General features: G+C 37.2%; 18 protein-coding genes. 13 read left to right on the forward strand and 5 right to left on the reverse strand.

Going from position 1 to position 15638, the window contains the following annotated elements:
- The first annotated feature begins 111 nt into the window (after positions 1 to 111).
- The 6 genes from ACYU0V_RS13275 (at position 112) to ACYU0V_RS13300 (ending at position 4144) form a co-directional block, all read left to right on the forward strand.
- The gene (locus ACYU0V_RS13275; protein ID WP_228289779.1) at positions 112 to 549 is read left to right on the forward strand and encodes a hypothetical protein; all 438 of its coding nucleotides are present in this window, start codon (positions 112 to 114) and stop codon (positions 547 to 549) included.
- Between the two features lie 3 nt (positions 550 to 552).
- On the forward strand, positions 553 to 918 hold the full coding sequence (locus tag ACYU0V_RS13280) for a hypothetical protein (RefSeq protein ID WP_407323614.1): 366 nt from the start codon (positions 553 to 555) through the stop codon (positions 916 to 918).
- Positions 919 to 930: 12 nt separating this feature from the next.
- Entirely contained in the window at positions 931 to 1635 is a 705-nt protein-coding gene (locus tag ACYU0V_RS13285; protein ID WP_461847825.1) for an ERF family protein, read from the forward strand.
- A gap of 19 nt (positions 1636 to 1654) precedes the next feature.
- Positions 1655 to 3118: a hypothetical protein gene (locus ACYU0V_RS13290; RefSeq protein WP_461847826.1), complete on the forward strand. Its 1464-nt coding sequence runs from the start codon at positions 1655 to 1657 to the stop codon at positions 3116 to 3118.
- Between the two features lie 142 nt (positions 3119 to 3260).
- Entirely contained in the window at positions 3261 to 3899 is a 639-nt protein-coding gene (locus tag ACYU0V_RS13295) for a hypothetical protein (RefSeq protein ID WP_461847828.1), read from the forward strand.
- Complete coding sequence (locus ACYU0V_RS13300) at positions 3896 to 4144, forward strand: helix-turn-helix domain-containing protein (RefSeq protein WP_130120952.1); 249 nt, start codon at positions 3896 to 3898, stop codon at positions 4142 to 4144. Before ACYU0V_RS13295 ends, ACYU0V_RS13300 begins: the two co-directional genes overlap by 4 nt.
- A 421-nt stretch (positions 4145 to 4565) precedes the next feature.
- Here the strand turns inward: ACYU0V_RS13300 and ACYU0V_RS13305 are convergent, their stop codons facing one another.
- From ACYU0V_RS13305 to ACYU0V_RS13315, 3 genes are all read right to left on the reverse strand, one after another.
- The gene (locus ACYU0V_RS13305) at positions 4566 to 4886 is read right to left on the reverse strand and encodes a hypothetical protein (protein WP_139841466.1); all 321 of its coding nucleotides are present in this window, start codon (positions 4884 to 4886) and stop codon (positions 4566 to 4568) included.
- A gap of 93 nt (positions 4887 to 4979) precedes the next feature.
- Positions 4980 to 5093: a hypothetical protein gene (locus ACYU0V_RS13310; RefSeq protein WP_002117788.1), complete on the reverse strand. Its 114-nt coding sequence runs from the start codon at positions 5091 to 5093 to the stop codon at positions 4980 to 4982.
- Between the two features lie 118 nt (positions 5094 to 5211).
- A complete protein-coding gene (locus ACYU0V_RS13315) occupies positions 5212 to 5553 on the reverse strand; it encodes a hypothetical protein (RefSeq protein WP_063098341.1) in 342 nt (113 codons plus the stop codon).
- A gap of 239 nt (positions 5554 to 5792) precedes the next feature.
- Between ACYU0V_RS13315 and ACYU0V_RS13320 the strand changes: the two genes are divergently transcribed.
- The 5 genes from ACYU0V_RS13320 to ACYU0V_RS13340 all read left to right on the forward strand — a co-directional run bounded on the left by ACYU0V_RS13320 (position 5793) and on the right by ACYU0V_RS13340 (position 12202).
- The gene (locus tag ACYU0V_RS13320) at positions 5793 to 6377 is read left to right on the forward strand and encodes a 5-formyltetrahydrofolate cyclo-ligase (RefSeq protein WP_461847829.1); all 585 of its coding nucleotides are present in this window, start codon (positions 5793 to 5795) and stop codon (positions 6375 to 6377) included.
- A gap of 443 nt (positions 6378 to 6820) precedes the next feature.
- Entirely contained in the window at positions 6821 to 9250 is a 2430-nt protein-coding gene (lon, locus tag ACYU0V_RS13325) for an endopeptidase La (RefSeq protein ID WP_002117591.1), read from the forward strand.
- 304 nt (positions 9251 to 9554) lie between these two features.
- Positions 9555 to 10034, forward strand: coding sequence for a 23S rRNA (pseudouridine(1915)-N(3))-methyltransferase RlmH (gene rlmH / locus ACYU0V_RS13330; protein ID WP_002054393.1), 480 nt, complete (start codon positions 9555 to 9557; stop codon positions 10032 to 10034).
- Positions 10035 to 10146: 112 nt separating this feature from the next.
- Positions 10147 to 10923 carry a DODA-type extradiol aromatic ring-opening family dioxygenase gene (locus ACYU0V_RS13335; RefSeq protein WP_005075524.1) on the forward strand — a complete coding sequence of 259 codons (777 nt, stop codon included), beginning with the start codon at positions 10147 to 10149 and terminating at the stop codon, positions 10921 to 10923.
- Positions 10924 to 11092: 169 nt separating this feature from the next.
- Positions 11093 to 12202, forward strand: a complete 1110-nt coding sequence (locus ACYU0V_RS13340; RefSeq protein WP_005802909.1) for an META and DUF4377 domain-containing protein — start codon at positions 11093 to 11095, stop codon at positions 12200 to 12202.
- A 53-nt stretch (positions 12203 to 12255) separates the two neighbouring features.
- Here the strand turns inward: ACYU0V_RS13340 and gdhA are convergent, their stop codons facing one another.
- A complete protein-coding gene (gdhA, locus tag ACYU0V_RS13345) occupies positions 12256 to 13659 on the reverse strand; it encodes an NADP-specific glutamate dehydrogenase (protein ID WP_342063235.1) in 1404 nt (467 codons plus the stop codon).
- Between the two features lie 272 nt (positions 13660 to 13931).
- Here gdhA and ACYU0V_RS13350 point away from each other — a divergent pair, with 272 nt between their 5' ends.
- Both ACYU0V_RS13350 and nth read left to right on the forward strand, forming a co-directional pair.
- A complete protein-coding gene (locus ACYU0V_RS13350) occupies positions 13932 to 14723 on the forward strand; it encodes an RnfABCDGE type electron transport complex subunit B (RefSeq protein WP_078220363.1) in 792 nt (263 codons plus the stop codon).
- Positions 14724 to 15410: an endonuclease III gene (gene nth, locus ACYU0V_RS13355; RefSeq protein ID WP_060465437.1), complete on the forward strand. Its 687-nt coding sequence runs from the start codon at positions 14724 to 14726 to the stop codon at positions 15408 to 15410.
- Here the strand turns inward: nth and ACYU0V_RS13360 are convergent.
- Positions 15407 to 15589 carry a hypothetical protein gene (locus ACYU0V_RS13360; RefSeq protein ID WP_019456871.1) on the reverse strand — a complete coding sequence of 61 codons (183 nt, stop codon included), beginning with the start codon at positions 15587 to 15589 and terminating at the stop codon, positions 15407 to 15409. The genes nth and ACYU0V_RS13360 overlap by 4 nt on opposite strands.
- Positions 15590 to 15638: the final 49 nt, after the last annotated feature.

The raw sequence follows: 15638 nt of genomic DNA on the forward strand, positions 1-15638 counted from the left end.
TCACAGGTATTTACTTTATTTTACCTTACAGGTATATTTTTCTCACAGACAATAAAAAAGCACATCGACTCTTCTACCTTCCGATGTGCTTTGCAAACTGCGAGATCAATTATGAATGCAAAAGCAAACCCATACAAGTACTACTTAGCGATTGGCGTATCAGCTGCTATTGCTACGGTGACTCTAAGTAACTGCGGTTTTCAAACTGCTGAATCAAGCACAAATACAAATAATGTATTTGTTCCAAACACTACACCAAGCGTTTACAGCGTTAAAACAGCTCAAATCACTGGTAAAGATAGCGGTATTGCTTCAGTCAATCTGGACGGCTTTACCTTGGATTTTGATTTTAAATATTCTGCGCACAAAGATGACTACGGTGTTCCTGGTTCTGACTTTATTGCCGTAGATATTACTGAGCTAGGTGAAATTAGCGTCAAAGATGCAAATGGTAATCCTTATAAAGATTTTACAGATTACATCGATCATCGAAATATAAACGCCCTTCTCATTGGCTTCATTGAAAAAAATCGCCTGGTGGAGGAATAAGTAATGAAAAAGACCCTCACCACACCTTTTCGTAAGTTTCTTTTTAAAGACCAGGAAGGTTTCTACCATGTACGTCTTGGTCCAAAAATCTATTTGGCCAAGCTGACTCTAGATTTTACGCCAGACTTTGACAAAGAGTTTACTGGTGGCAAAAGAGCTCAGCCATTCAACTGGTACAACGTACTTGTTAAGGATTCACAAGATAGTGAGCCGCGTCCAATTACTACGGATGAATTATCACAAAAATGGTTCAAGCCTGAATTTAAGGGCGGTGTTAATTATCACCGCGCTATTGAGCAAAAGAACCGTACTCAACCCCAACGATACAGCGCAGAGCAACGTATCGCTTATAAAAACTCTCGTTATTAATTGGGTGGCATCATGACTAATCAAAACAACGCATTACATAAAATTCAAAAAGAGTTGAAAGCTCCAAAAAACAAAACCAATGATTTTGGCAAATACAAATACCGTAACTGTGAAGACATCCTTGAAGCAGTTAAACCGCATCTCAATGAATTGGGTGCAACGCTTGTCCTTACAGATGAAGTTCAACAAGTTGGTTCAGTAGTCGTTATTACAGCTAAAGCAGTCTTTACTGATGCTAACGGCAAAGAAATTACCGTAACGGCTCATGCTGGCGTTGACGTTAATAAAAAAGGTATGGATGTAGCTCAAACCTTTGGTGCATCGAGTTCGTATGCTCGTAAATACGCTTTAAATGGCTTGTTTCTTATTGATGACACTAAGGACTATGACACTAATGAATATCATCAACAAATGGACCAAGCATCTAAAAATCAAAACAACCGTACCAACGGTAATCAAAACCAGCAATCTAATCAGAACTCGCAGGCAAACAATGCTAATAGCACTCAGTCATTAGCTCAACGTTATACAAATGCGCTTACTAGCATCAAGAATGCCAAATATCCATCTACTCTGGATAAAGCCATTGTCACTTTTGCAAATTCTCAATATGCAGCTGGGATCGTGAACGCTTGTCGTGCACGTGCCGATCAAATGGGATGGATAGTTAATTCCCTTCCTCAGCAAAAAATCCAAACTCAACAACTCCACCACTGATTAAAGGCAGGAAATAAACATGACTAATTTAATTTCAAACCAAGAAGCCTTTAATGCTTTGATGTCCGGCAAAATTGTTCTTTGCCGCCACATCGATGGTGAGTTTGATACTTTGGAGCAGTTCCCGGCTACAGTATTTTCTTTGCCAGGCTATGAGTATTGTATCCAACTGCCAAAAATTGAATTGGCCGGGATTGCATTTACTCAACCACTTACCCTTGAAGATGTTAAGCCAGATCAAGACATTTATCTTATTGAGCCAACAGGCAGTATTTATTGGTACAAATTCAATGAAACACCAGCTCACAAAACAGCAATTTTAAATGGCTTTGCTCAAGCTGATATTGAAAATGCTCGTCTCCAGCTAAAGGCATTTTGTGCTGCCGTTGGCCGTGATGTTGATACAAGTGATGCGCTTGTCGTACCTATTGGCGGTGCAGAAAAACAAAAAACAACTAAGAAAAAATCTTCAAAGACTGCTCCTCAAAAACAAGTTGAGGAAGTTAAAGCTGAGGATCCTATTCATACAGAAGTTTTGGAACCCTCTTCGACTGATGAAATCGCAGAAACTCAAGCTTCAAACAATCTTCAGCACCAAGTTCTATTAGATGCTTTGCAAATCGCAAATACTGAGCAGGAAGTCAAAAACATTTGTTCAGGTCTTGAGAAAGTAGGCTTTACGCAAGAGCAATTAGATGAAATTGAAGCTGCTAAACAAGCTCGATTAACTGAGTTGGATTTTATTGAAATGGATGCAGCTGATTCGGTTAGTGAGCAAGTATTTTCTGTTTTACATGATTCATTTATTAGTGAAATCAAATCTTGCACCTCAGCTGAAGAACTACAAGCGGTTAAGCGGAAAATTGGCGCAAATGGCCATCTAGAAGATCCAGAACGCGACAATTTAATGAAAGTTATTCAAGAGACAACTTTCAGCGACAAAAAAGCATCTGCCCCAAAAGAAATACTTAAGGGTCTAATTGATCGTGCTAGTACAACTGAAGAATTAGCCAAAGCTAATGACACAATCCTGGCAAGCAAAAATAATCTTTCAACTGAGGATTTACGAGATTTAAAAATTCATTATGAGCAACGAAAAGAACAACTTTCACAGCTTGATTTAATAGACCCTGAGCCTACATATCCTGAATTCACATACACCAAAGATCTTATAGACAGTTTAATTGTTGAAATGGATATGGCTGGGAACGCTGAAGAAGTTAATGCAATCTTTGACCGCACACGTAAATGGTCAGAAGCTCAGCGCAAGCCCTTATTAGAGGCATCACATCACCGTCTTAGACAACTTCAAAACAGACCTTTAATTGAGCGCATCCATGCTGCACAGAATATTGATGTTTTACGCACCTTATTCGCTGAGATCCGTTTACTTGAAAATGGAACTGTAAAGTATGACGCGATGACAGCCTATAAAAACCGCGAAGCTCAATTGCCAGGTGCACCATTGGAGATAAGCCAATGAAATATCGCTACTCAACAATGACGCGCATTTTATTGGTAATCGGCGCTCACATGAACCACCAGTTTGACAATGTTAATCCTTCAGAAATCGATGCTTGCTTAGTAAATGTAAAGTTTAAAGAAGCCACATGGAGAAAGTGAAAATGAGTACAGCAGCTGAACTTAAAAAGGCCAATGAAATGACTAATTTCAAAAAATACAAAGCTAAAGTTTTTGAAGCACTGGCAAATGATACTTACGGCTTAACAGTTTCTCAGTTGGCGACTGTATGCAAGCTAAGTGCGAAAACTATCAAGCAGATTTTAGCTGAACTTGATGTTGAGAAAAACGGCGATGTTTATTTATTAATAACTAAACAACCGGCTCCATCAACGCCTCATTTCCCAATATATGATAATTGGCTTTCTAAAAATATGAACACCCTTCGCCAGGCTACAGCTCATCTAAGTAATAATGAAGTTAATGACATTATTGAAGTTGCTGGACGTTTAATTTGGGAAGCGTCAAAAACTCAGGCGTTGCCGGAAGGTTATGTCATCGTTACTGAAGATCAGGCAAAAGATACAGCTCGCTTGGACTTCATGATTGATGACTCTACTAAACGAACTGTCTGCCACCAGAAGCACTGGACTGATGAGGGTGATTTACTTAAAGAAGGCCAATGTGTAGCAGAAATTTACTATATATCTGGATGGGATTACATATACGAGTCGATCGCGAAAACAAAGAGAGAGGCTATTGATAAAGCAATGTTTGAAAGTAAATCAGGAGCTGAGGAATGAAAGGTATTAATAAAGAAGCTGAGATTGAAAAGTTTAATGCTGCTAATGATGATGCAGAATTTTCACCAGAATCACTGGCTGCAATCCTTGATGTTTCGACATCTTGGTTGCAGAAAAAGCGTTGTGAAGGTGGCGGTATTCCCTTTTCAAAAGTCCACTATCGAAAAATTTTTTATAAAAAAGCAGATGTGTTAGCTTATATTGAACGGCAGCGCATACAATCAACATCACAAATGGCGGTTTAACCGCCTTTTTTATTAAAAAAATTTGTAGGCAAACAATAGGCTAAAAACATATAAAAATAGGCAAATTAAAAGAAATAGGCAGATAGTAGGCAAATAAAGTATATTATCGTATCACGACATGGGATTTAATATCGTTTCAGGTATTTTCATTAAAATACAAAAACTTAAAAACTCTTTTCATGTGTTTATAAATGGTCTAATATCGTTTCATGTTGCTATAAAATCATTTCTACCCGAGAACTCGTCGGGTTCAGGGTAACGACACATGCAGCGGCATCTTCGGAGCATTTATTTTTAGTTAAATAATAAAATTCAGAACACTCATCCTTTCATACAGACCTGTCAGTACGATACTTCTCTCAAGCATTCAATAATTCATAACATTATTATTTTAGAGATCAATGAATCTCTGCCCTCAAAGTTACTTTTCTTTTCTACTCAGGCATTCTTGATACCAAGCTGTTTGAAAATCTTCTATCGCTTTTCTTTTAAAGAAGCTGGTCTTGAATACTTTGGTTGAGTAAGCAGAAGTAATTAAATCTTGATAAAGTTCTTTTGCCTTTGGATCTTCAAGACTATTCGCTATATGCTGCAAGTCTTCAGATGGGACTTTTTGTTGACGCGCTTCCATGACAGTATAAGAAACTTTCTTTACCACATTACAAATTTCGGGATCACTTACACTTTCATCGGCATAACAACCCAAAGCTAAAAAACTAAGAAAAAATAATTTAAACTTCATATACCTACCTTATTTTTATAGCTTTAAATTAATTACAGAATTTTATCTTTAACAAAGAAATAGGAAATTGATCCCTATTTCTTTTAAAGGTGTTTATGCCGGATTAATCACATAAAAATAAATAATTAGACCTACTAAAACGGTTGAAGCGATCGTTAAATATGTACCGACCGTATTAAAACTCTGTAAGAATTTCAAGATTTCCATATCGAGAACCCCCAATTAGCAGTTATAAACAAAACAAAATTAAACTTACCACAACTCAATATCGCCAAACAATTCACATTTGTTGCATTTTTTGAGAATTAAAACATCAATGAATTTATTAATTACACCTAATAGCAAAGGCATCTTTGTAGTAATCAGTCGCACTTTTCAAATCCGATAATAATTTCTCTTCGGTATAAGGTTTAGGCGAAATTTTTATTAAGGCAGGCATATATTGGGTCTTATAAACTTCTGGATAGTCATGACATAAGATTTTGACTTTAACTTCTTGAGGTGTATTCGGGTTATCTAGTTGATCTAAAAACTCTCCTATTTTACGATCTGATTCTTCAAATTGAGCTTTATAATCTACTTCCGCCGCTTCAGGTTCGGCTTGTTTCGTACATCCAGCAAGTAGCAGACCAACACTTATTGTAATGGTTAAAATTTTCAACTTCATAGGCTTAACAATTCTGCATTAATCTTTTAAAAATACTTAACCTTATTAAATGTAAAGAAATACTGACAATACGTAAAGAAATAGAATTTTTAATAGTTAAACATATAGATCAGATCAATTTATGACTATTGGTCCAACCAATTTAAGTTATTTTCGAATTACCCTTCTATTTCCATAAAACTGTCGAAAAATAGGTATAATTTTGCACGACTGATCTTTAATCTTAGTTAGATTTATACATGAATGAACTCAGCTTTATTAGAAAAAATTTAAGATCTAAAAGACGTTCTTTAAGCTCATTTGAGCAAAAACAGGCTCAGCTTAATGTTCTTCATCATCTAAACATCCTCCCTATTTTTCATTCTTCCAAAAAAATTGGTTTATATTTGCATGCCTTTGGAGAAGTTCACACAGAGCTTCTCATAAAATTATGTTTTAAAAAGAATAAACAAGTTTATTTACCTATGATTTGTTCTATGAACCAACGTTTAGTCTGGGTAAGAATATCTAAAAACCAATATGTAAATCGACGTTTTTCTCATCATCCATTGGGTATGAAAGAACCCATGGCAACAAGAGGAAAACATGTATCAAAACTTGATTTACTGTTAATGCCACTTTTAGCTTGTGATCAATACGGTACGCGTATTGGTATGGGAGGCGGCTATTATGACCGTACATTGGCTAGTGCAAAACATAAGCCTTATCGTTTAGGGTTAGCTCATCAATTTCAATTTATTGAACATACTTTAAAACGTCAAAGTTGGGATCAACCCTTAGATGCTTTACTCACCCCTCAACATATTTATTATTTTAAAAGATAATATTTATAGAAAATTAAAATTAGTCTTAAGTTTTTAATGCCCCTAAAATCATAAAAGTAACCACCCTAAGGATGGTTACTTCTACGTGACAGACCGATTTACCAACTTATATTAACATGGCTATTTAACGTTCAATATTAAATAAGTTTTGCATTATTGTTATTATACAATGCCGACAAATGACATAAGAAAATGGTTGTTTTCCACCCAAACGTCTTTTTTACTATATGAATATTTCATAATTATTAAGCTAAATTACCTATCCTTTCTACAAAATTTTATTCTTCTTAAGAATTAATCCGTTGATTCATAATATTTTAATAAAAAAGTTGACTAAATTAGTCATTTTTTCCACATTTTCTATAGAGAGGCCCTTGTAATTTTTGAAATACACATCACTATAAAAAACATGGCAACCTCGTTGTCACTCATTAGGAGTGCCCATGTCTGAACTTATTATGAATGAAAAAACTGACTTAGAGCCTCAGGTTCCAAGTGTATTACCACTTTTAGCGTTACGTGATGTAGTGGTCTACCCACACATGCAAATTGCGTTATTCGTGGGTCGTGAAAAATCGATCAATGCAGTTGATGTGGCTCGTAACAGTGACAATTTAGTATTTGTAGTTGCGCAAAAAGATTCGCTTACAGAAGAAATTGATCACGATAACCTTTATCAGTACGGAACTGTCGCTAAGATTGTTCAAGTCGTAAATCATGAAAATGATGAAAACTGCATTAAAGTACTTATTGAAGGTTTACATCGCTCTAAACTTGAAAAGATTATCGATGAAGATAGCCATTTGACTGCTGAACACAGCTTAAGTCCAATGACAATTAACGTAGATAAAGCTACTCAAGAAACTCGTTTGCAAGAGTTGCGTACTTTATTTGCTCAATATGCTGAAGCAAAATTACGTAATGCACGCGAACTCGTTGCTGCGGCTAATAAAATTGAAGACTTGCTACAACTCATGTTCTTTGTAGCAACACGTGTGCCTCTAAATATTGAAATTAAACAGAAGTTTTTAGAGCACGATGAGTTTGAAGCACATTTGCAAGAGCTTATGAGCTACTTGGTAAATCAATCTGCTGAACAGCAAATTGAACAAACTTTGCATGACAGCGTAAAACGCCAAATGGAAAAAAATCAACGTGAATACTTTCTAAATGAAAAAATGAAAGTCATTCAACGTGAACTTTCTGACATGAATGGCGGTGCTGAAGATGACGTTGCTGAAATAGAGAAACGTCTTGCTGAAGCTGATTTACCTGAACACGTACGTAAAAAAGCTGAAGCTGAGTTCCGTAAGCTTAAAGCAATGCAACCAGCGTCTAGTGAAGCAGCTGTTGTACGTAACTATCTAGAAGTAATTTTAGATACGCCGTGGAATAAAGCGAGCAAAGTGAGTATCAACCTTGCGAAAGCACAGGAAATTCTCGATACAGATCACTACGGCTTAGATGACGTAAAAGACCGTATTGTTGAATACCTAGCTGTTCAGTCGCGTGTTAAAAAGCTCAAAGGTCCGATTCTATGTTTAGTAGGCCCTCCTGGTGTAGGTAAAACTTCACTTGGTGAGTCTGTCGCGAAAGCAACAGGTCGTGAATTTGTTCGTATGGCACTTGGTGGTGTACGTGACGAAGCTGAAATTCGTGGTCACCGTCGTACTTATATTGGTGCGATGCCAGGTAAAATTGTGCAATCTTTAACAAAAGTTGGCGTGAAGAATCCATTGTTCTTACTCGACGAAATTGACAAGATGGCGCAAGACTACCGTGGCGATCCTGCTTCTGCTTTGCTTGAAGTATTAGATCCATCACAAAACAGCAAGTTCAACGATCACTATTTAGATCTTGATCTTGACCTATCTGAAGTGATGTTCATCTGTACTGCAAACAGTATGAATATTCCAGAAGCCTTGCTTGACCGTATGGAAGTTATTCGTCTACCGGGTTATACCGAAGATGAGAAAGTTAACATTGCTGAACGTTACCTTGTTCCAAAAGCAATTAAGAATAATGGTTTACGTCCAAAAGAGTTAACAATTCATGAAGAAGCGATTCGTGACATTGTTCAGCGTTATACACGTGAAGCTGGTGTACGTAGTTTAGAACGTGAAGTATCTAAAATTGCGCGTAAAGTGGTAAAAGAAGCAGTAAGTAAAAAGTCTAAAAACTTACAACTTGATGTGACTTCTGCCAATCTTCCAGAATACTTAGGTCCACACAAGTTTGACTTCGGTATCGCAGAAGATGAAGCACAAGTAGGACGCGTAAATGGTCTAGCTTGGACATCTGTAGGTGGTGAATTACTTACAATTGAAGTTGCAGCTGTCAAAGGTAAAGGTAAATTCATTACGACTGGTTCACTCGGTGACGTAATGAAAGAATCTATTACTACAGCAATGACTTTAGTGCGTACACGTGCCGATGAGTTAGGTATTGAAGCTTCTCGTTTTGAAGAAACTGATGTACACGTTCACTTACCTGAAGGTGCAACACCAAAAGATGGTCCATCTGCTGGTTTAGCATTAACAACTGCGCTTGTATCAGCATTTACAGGTATTGCAATTCGACCTGATATTGCAATGACGGGTGAAACAAGCTTAGGTGGTCGTGCAATGCGTATTGGTGGCTTAAAAGAAAAACTTCTTGCAGCACACCGTGGTGGAATCAAGCTTGTCTTTATTCCTCAAGACAATGTTCGAGACTTAGCAGAAATTCCTGCGAATGTTAAAGAAGGTTTGGAAATCAAAGCTGTGAAAAGTATTGATGACATCTTGCCTTTAGCATTAGTTTCGATGCCAAAACCTTTACCTAAAACACCGATTGTAAAACCGGTGGAAGGCTCAAAAGCAGCACGTCACTAATTAAAAATATGGAAAAAGAGAGCTTCGGCTCTCTTTTTTTTGTTACATAATTTGATTGAAAAATATCCAACCATCCTCATAATAGGTAATAAGAGTATTTAAATAAATGAGTACTCTTCACTGTCTAATTCTTAGATAGCCTTGTTTATATTCTCTATGATCATCTGAACTCCAGACAGATGATCATTTGATCGCAGTCCAACACCGTTTTTTGGACTGCGTTTTTTATGCCTGTCTTTTAGATCGTCAGATGCTTTCATTACTCAGGTATAATGCGCCAGCTGTTTTTGAATGAATAGATAACATGAAAATTCGTATTCTGACCATTGGTCAAAAAATGCCTGCTTGGGTTCTTACTGGTTTTGAAGATTATTTCAAACGCATCCAACCTTTTGTTCAAACCCAAGTTATTGAACTACCTATGGCCAAACGTGGTAAGAATGATTCAGAAGCAGATATTTTAAAATATTGCCAAATTGAAGGCGAAAGCATTTTAAATGCTTTAAAACCGAATGAAACCTTAATTGCTCTAGAAGTTGGTGGTCGGGAACTGAGTACAGAGAAATTAGCTGACACAATGAAACAATGGATGCTTGAGGGTAATGATGTAGCACTTGCTATCGGCGGTCCAGATGGCTTGTCAGATCAGGTACGTAAAGCTGCCGCTTGGCATTGGTCACTTTCAAAACTTACCATGCCCCATCCGTTGGTACGTGTTTTATTAATCGAGCAACTATATCGGGCCATGAGTATTAACCACAATCATCCTTACCACCGTGCATAAAAGGAACAAACGTTTCATTTTAAGAACAATCCGTTGAAATCTGGATACTTTTAACATGTCCTGATTTTGGCATAATACCTATTATTCTGCTTTTCAACTCAGGTGTAATGAAATGGAACTACAAACCCTTCCCGGACTGTTTATTTCACATGGTTCACCCATGCTTGCACTTGACCCAGAACAAGTGGGACCTGCTCTACACCGTTTAGGTACAAATCTTCCTATACCAAAGGCAATTATTGTGATGTCTGCGCACTGGGAAAGTAAAGCACTTGAAGTGAGCATTTCAACTCGTCCTGAAACGTGGCATGACTTCCGTGGATTTCCTAAAGAATTATATGAAATTCGCTACAGTGCGCCTGGCGAACCAGCATTAGCAGAAGAAATCTTAAAATTATTGGCCGATGCTCACTTTGTTGCACATGCCAATAGTACCCGTCCTCGTGATCATGGCGTATGGATGCCTTTATTGCATATGTACCCAGATGCAGACATTCCTGTAGTCGAAATTTCTTTGCCATCAAATTTAAGTGCACAAGAAATTTATCGTATAGGACAAACGCTTGCCCCTTTACGTGATAAACAAATCTTACTCATTGGTTCAGGAAGTATTACTCATAATCTTGCAGAGTTATCTTGGCAAGGAGACAACTCTAAAGTTCCTGAATGGGCTTCAACTTTTAGAAATACTGTCGTTAATAAGCTTTCCCATCAAGATTATGATGGAGTTTTAGACTGGCAATCACTGCCGTTTGTGAAACGTAACCACCCTACGCTTGAACATTTTGCACCTTTGTTTTTTGCTATGGGTACAGGCAATCGCTTTACGATTGTTCATAGTAGCTTCACAATGGGCTCATTAGGAATGGACATCTATCGTTTTGATTAATTATTAAGAAATACCCCGTTTTTGCGGGGTATACCATTATTTTTGTTGAAAATTAGAATAATTTACAAACTTATACATTTTAAAAACCGAAACAATCAAATGTTTACATTTTCTTTTTTTAAGAATGTTTTAAGCTTATTACTGTTGTTTTTTTACTTGAAGTTTTTAAATGAAAATTAAATATTTAATTCTTGCGTTATTACCTTTTTCTTTGATGGCGTGTCAAACAGTTACTAATACTCCTGCTCCAATTGTTTCTGAGCAACAACAAAACCTTGCAACCACTTTAGGTGAATATGCATGGACTTATCAAAATGTAAAAGCTTCTAAACCACTTATTCTTAACTTTAATGCAGATGGTAAATTAGCCATTAATACGGGCTGTAATGGCCAAGGCGGTACTTGGAAAGTTGAAGGCAACCAACTTGTTACTTCTAATCTTGTTTCAACGATGATGGCTTGCCAAGATGATTTAATGAAACAAGAACAACTTTCTACTAGCATCTTTAATGAAGCAAAATTACCAATTGAAATTAGCAACACTAATGGTCAGGTGATTTTAACGGTGACAGATAAAACTGGTCAAAAACACATTTTCCAAGGTCAAAAAGCAGTTAATACTCAAGCTTTAACAGATTACTCTTGGTCATATCAGCCTGAAAATACTAAAAAGCCAATCGTTCTTAACTTTACAAATGACCGTTTATCTATCGCAACAGGTTGTAACCGCCAAGGAACAACTTGGAAAGTTGAAAATAATACGATTGTAACAGCTGACGTAATGTCGACAATGATGGCATGTGAACCTGCTTTAATGAAACAGGAACAGTTCTCTAGCAGCCTCTTCCAAAAACGTGCAGTTCCGTTTGAACTCAATACTACAAATGTTGATCAACCAACATTGACAGTATCTGATGCTCAAGGTCAGAAATATACTTTCACTGGTAAAATGACACCTGAAGCAAAATATCAATCTGAAGGAAAAACAGTTTTCCTTGAAGTAGCTCCGGAAACTAAATCTTGTACTGGTGTTGCGCCACAAACTTGTATGCAAGTTCGTGAAATTAAATATGATGACAAAGGCGTTAAAACTTACGCTGACAAAAACTGGTCATTATATTACGGTCAAATCGAAGGGTTTGAACATAAACCAGACCAACGCGTAATTTTGCGTGTAAAACGTTTTGAAGTGAAAAACCCAGCTGCAGACCAATCTAGTCAAGCAGATGTATTAGATATGGTTGTAGAACAAGAGTTAGTTAAAAAACCTAAAAAATAAGTTTTTAGACTAAAAAAATCCGATGCTTATGCATCGGATTTTTTATTTCTATATTAGAAAATACCTTGAGCAAGCATTGCATCAGCAACTTTTACAAAACCTGCAATATTGGCACCGTCTACATAGTTCACACTACCGTCTTCTTTAGTACCATATCTTACACAGTTGGCATGAATGTCTTTCATAATTGCATGTAAACGTTCATCGACCTCAGCATGGGTCCAGCCTAAACGAATTGCATTTTGAGACATTTCTAAACCAGAAGTTGCCACACCACCCGCATTAGATGCTTTACCTGGGGCATATAAAATTTTCGCTTCGATAAAGTGTTCAACTGCTTCAAGTGTAGAGGGCATATTAGCGCCTTCAGCTACACAAACGACACCATTTGCAATAAGCGTTTTAGCATCTTCACCTGTTAATTCATTTTGCGTAGCACATGGTAAAGCAATATCGACAGGAATATGCCAAGGCGTTTTTCCTTCAAAATATTCAAAACCATGTTTAGAAGCAAACTCGGAAATACGACCACGTTTAACGTTTTTCAGTTCCATTACTTCAGCAAGTAAATCATCTGTAAAACCATTTTTTAAATAAACTGTACCGTTTGAGTCCGACAAGGTAACAACTTTTGCTCCTAAGAACATCGCCTTTTCTGCCGCATATTGTGCGACGTTACCAGAGCCTGAAACAGAAACAGTTTTACCAGCAAAAGATTGTCCACGGGCTTTTAGCATTTCTTCTGCAAAATAAACCGTACCATAACCAGTTGCTTCAGGACGCATTAAGCTACCACCAAATGAAATTCCCTTACCGGTAAAAACACAAGCGGTGTCATTACTCAGCTTTTTCATCATGCCAGCCATGTAACCCACTTCACGCGCACCCACACCAATATCACCCGCAGGAATATCCGTATTTGGTCCTAAATGGCGATAAAGCTCAATCATGAGTGACTGACAGAATCGCATAATTTCAGCATCAGATTTACCTTTAGGATCAAAATCTGAACCACCTTTCCCGCCACCCATTGGTAAAGTAGTAAGTGAGTTTTTAAAAGTCTGCTCAAAACCTAAAAATTTTAAAATTGATAGATTGACCGATGGATGGAAACGCATTCCACCTTTGAATGGACCAATTGCTGAATTGTATTGAACGCGGAAAGCACGGTTAACTTGAGTCTGACCTTGATCATCCATCCATGAAACACGGAATTGAATCACACGCTCTGGTTCAACCAAACGTTCTAGCAATCCCTGCTCTGCATATTCTGGATTTTTTTCAATAAATGGCCACAAACTTGTCATGACTTCTTCGACAGCTTGTAAGAACTCAGGTTGATGCGGATCACGCGCTTGCACGTAATTCAGGAATTCATTCAGGTTGTTGTATTTCAATGCACGGTCCTCAGCATAGTAATGAATTAAATTGGTGCAATACATTTTTAAATGCATCATTTAGCAGCAAAATATTAAATCCCTTTCCATCAATTTTAACAATACTTATTTTAAATTATTTTATTTATCTTAATTATCAAAAGCTTATTTTTAGAAAAACTACTTAAAGATAAGAAATAGTCATTTAACTTTTCACTTTTATTGATCTATTATTGTGCAATATTAGCTACATTTTAGGTCAATTAAAAACCCGATAAATTCGTTAAAATCCATTGACCTTACTTAGGTTTTTCTTCATTATCGCATCGTTTTAACCAAGCTATTTGCCCACTATGAATTCATCTATTTCTCTCATACGCGAGATTGATGCGTTATTACCACAGACTCAGTGTGGTTTATGTGGACATCGTGATGGATGTCTACCCTACGCAAAGTCGATTGCTGAAGGTGAAGAAGCAAATAAATGCGTTCCAGGTGGTCAGCCTGTAGCCGATGCACTCGCAAATCTATTAAATCGTTCTGTGTTAACCGCTGAAACTAGCGTATGGCCTGTACAGGCCGATGGGCGCCCTCAGCGAATGAAAGCGATTATTCGAGAAGATGAATGTATTGGTTGCACCAAATGTATTAGTGCTTGCCCTGTAGATGCTATTATTGGAAGTGGTAAGCTCATGCATACCATCTTGACTGACTTATGTACAGGTTGTGAGTTATGTATTCCACCATGTCCCGTAGATTGCATTGATTTGGTCGAAGACACGCAAGTATTACCAAATGAGCAACAGCGTATCGCTGAACAAAATGATTTAAGACAACGTTATTACGCTCACATTCAGCGCGAAGAAAAACGTCGTACTCACCGTAAAGGGCCTGTAGTACGCGCTGAAATTGATACCCAACTGTTTGCCCAGTTCTCTCAGGCACTTGATGAAGTACCTTCAATTGAGCTCATCGAGAAACCCAAAGAAGTTGTGTCAACTGATGCAAAAACTACAATTGAGTTAGCGAAAATTCGTACGCAAATTAAGAAACTGGAAAAACAACTCAGTGTACGTGAAGATGCTAAAAAACGTCTTCAACTTGAAGAACTTCAACAGCAACTCATGCAATTACAGGAGGTCTGAATGGCCGTCAAGAATATGACGAAAAAGCAGATTCAAATTTTCTTTGAACGCCTTCGCGAACAACGACCTTCACCTCAAACCGAGTTAAAATATTCATCTCCATTTGAGCTACTTATTGCAGTTATGTTGTCAGCTCAAGCGACCGACGTAAGTGTTAATAAAGCAACTGATAAACTTTACCCTGTGGCGAATACAGCCGAAAAAATCTATAACTTAGGCGTAGATGGGTTAAAGGAATATATCAAGACAATTGGCCTCTATAACGCAAAAGCCGAAAATGTCATTAAGACCTGTAAGATTTTAATGGAGCAGTTTAACGGCGAAGTGCCAAGCAACAGAAAAGACTTGGAAGCTTTACCAGGGGTCGGACGTAAAACCGCAAATGTTGTTTTAAATACAGCTTTTGGACAACCCACCATGGCTGTCGATACTCATATTTTCCGAGTGGGAAATCGAACTGGTTTAGCAGTAGGTAAAAATGTTCTTGAGGTTGAGCACCGCTTAATTAAGGTCATTCCTAAAGAATTTATTTTAGATTCACATCACTGGCTCATATTACACGGTCGTTATTGTTGTATCGCCCGTAAACCTAAATGTGCAGAATGTGTTGTTGCAGATGTCTGTAACTGGCCTGATCGTTTTGAATTTGGCGCAATAAAAACGATTCCAACAAAAAACCTCAGTTAATCCTGAGGTTTCTTAATCTGCTGTAATTTCGGATGTAGTTGACGTTCTCGTCCATTCTTTTTATTTTCCAAAGCCTGTTGTTTCTGCACATGACGCAGCATTTTTTGACTTTGATACAATAAAAATAACAGTAGAGCTAAACTTAAAATTACCACTACAATCAAAATAATTTTCAGCAAAGAAGTATCCTCAATCCACTCAAACTTTGAGTGTTATATGCCATAACAT

The sequence above is a fragment of the Acinetobacter sp. X9 genome (assembly GCF_054889255.1).